Genomic DNA, 2179 nt, shown 5'->3' with positions numbered 1-2179 from the left:
GGCGCGCCGCAGCGCGAAGTCGATCATCCCGCAGCCCACCGTGGCGTTGCTGATCCGGTCGATCAGCACGAAGCCGCCGGTCGCCCGGTTGGCCGCGTAGGCGTCGAACGGCACCGCCCGGTCGAGCGCCACGTTGCACACCCCCACCTCGTTCAGCTCCAGGTGCTTGGCCGCCCGCTGCTCCAGCGTGTTGACGTTCACCGCGTGCTTCAGCTCGGTCACCTGCGCCCCCACCGTGGCGGTGCCGACGCGCAGCAGGTAGCCGCGCCCGGGCAGCAGCGGCTGCTCGCCCAGCCACACCACGTGCGCGGCGAACTGGTCGGCGACCTCCGGACGCGCCTCCGCCGCGGCGATCACGTCGCCGCGCGAGACGTCCAGCTCCTCGCCCAGCACCAGCGTCACCGCCTGCCCGGCCACCGCGCGCTCCAGATCGCCGTCCAGCGTGACGATGCGCGCCACCGTGGTGGTCCGCCCGCCCGGCAGGATCGCCACCGTGTCGCCCACCCGCACCGCGCCGCCGGCCACCGTGCCGGAGACGCCGCGAAAGTCCTGGTTGGGGCGGTTCACCCACTGCACCGGCAGCCGGAACGGCCGGCTCAGCGCGTCGCCGGCCACCTCCATGCCCTCCAACTGCGCCAGCAGCGTCGGGCCGCCGTACCAGCCCATCGCCGGCGACGGCCGGGTCACGTTGTCGCCGGTCAGCGCCGAGACGGGAATGCAGGCGACGTTCGGGATGCCGAGCTGGGCGGCGAAGGCGCGGTACTCGGCGGCGATGGCCTCGAACACCTCCTGGTCCCAGCCGACCACGTCCATCTTGTTGACCGCCAGCACGACGTGGCGGATGCCGAGCAGCGCGACGATGTAGCTGTGCCGCCGGGTCTGGGTCAGCACGCCCTTGCGCGCGTCCACCAGCAGCACCGCGGCCTCGGCGGTCGAGGCGCCGGTGGCCATGTTGCGGGTGTACTGCTCGTGGCCCGGGGTGTCGGCGACGATGAACTTGCGCCGCTCGGTGGTGAAGAAGCGGTAGGCGACGTCGATGGTGATGCCCTGCTCGCGCTCGGCGGCCAGCCCGTCCACCAGCAGCGCCAGATCCAGCGTGCCGGCGCCGGTGGTGCCGAAGCGCGAGGAGTCGCTCTCCAGGCTGGCGAGCTGGTCCTCGAACAGCAGCTTGCAGTCGTAGAGCAGGCGGCCGATCAGGCTGGACTTGCCGTCATCGACCGAGCCGCAGGTGATGAAGCGCAGCAGGTCCTTGCTCTCCTGGCCGCGCAGGTAGGCCTCGACCTCGCGGACCGCGTCGTCGGGAGGGGCGGGGGTGGCGGGCATCAGAAATAGCCTTCCTGCTTCTTGAGCTCCATGGAGGCGGCGGCGTCCTGGTCGATGACGCGGCCCTGGCGCTCGGAGGTGGTGGCCAGCAGCATCTCGCGGATCACCGCGGCCAGCGTCTCGGCGCGGCTCTCCACCGCGCCGGTGAGCGGGTAGCAGCCCAGCGTGCGGAAGCGCACCCATCTCATTTCCGGCACCTCGCCGGGCTCGAGCGGCAGGCGCTCGTCGTCCACCAGGATGAGCGCGCCGTCGCGCGTGACCACCGGGCGCGGCTTGGCGAAGTAGAGCGGCACCACCGGGATGTTCTCCTGGTAGATGTACTGCCAGATGTCGAGCTCGGTCCAGTTGGAGAGCGGGAAGACGCGGATGCTCTCGCCCTTGTTGATGCGGCCGTTGTAGAGGTTCCACAGCTCGGGGCGCTGGTTCTTGGGGTCCCAGCGGTGGGTGCTGGTGCGGAAGGAGAAGATGCGCTCCTTGGCGCGGCTTTTCTCCTCGTCGCGCCGGGCCCCGCCGAAGGCGGCGTCGAAGCCGTGCGCGTCGAGGGCCTGCTTGAGGGCCTGGGTCTTCATGACGTCGGTGTGGACGGCGGAGCCGTGGGAGAACGGGCCGATGCCCTGGCGCACGCCGTCCTGGTTGACGTGGACGATGAGGTCGAGGCCGAGCTCCCTGACGCGCTGGTCGCGGAAGGCGATCATCTCGCGGAACTTCCAGGTGGTGTCGACGTGCATCAGCGGGAAGGGCGGCTTGGCGGGGTAGAAGGCCTTCATGGCGAGGTGCAGCATGACCGAGCTGTCCTTGCCGATGGAGTAGAGCATGACGGGGTTGCGGAACTGTGCCGCCACCTCGCGCATGATGT

At 70.7% G+C, this 2179-nt stretch carries 2 protein-coding genes; both read right to left on the bottom strand.

The window, feature by feature from the left end:
• Positions 1–1323, bottom strand: a 1323-nt coding sequence (gene cysN, locus VED21_RS02155; RefSeq protein ID WP_324880665.1) for a sulfate adenylyltransferase subunit CysN, incomplete at its 3' end; no start/stop codon positions are given.
• On the bottom strand, positions 1323–2177 hold the full coding sequence (gene cysD / locus VED21_RS02150) for a sulfate adenylyltransferase subunit CysD (protein WP_324880664.1): 855 nt from the start codon (positions 2175–2177) through the stop codon (positions 1323–1325). The genes cysD and cysN, both read right to left, overlap by 1 nt.
• Between the last annotated feature and the right edge of the window lie 2 nt (positions 2178–2179).

This window comes from Azospirillum sp., from assembly GCF_035627195.1.
GTDB lineage: Bacteria > Pseudomonadota > Alphaproteobacteria > Azospirillales > Azospirillaceae > Azospirillum.
This window is presented reverse-complemented; position numbering and strand designations above follow the sequence as displayed.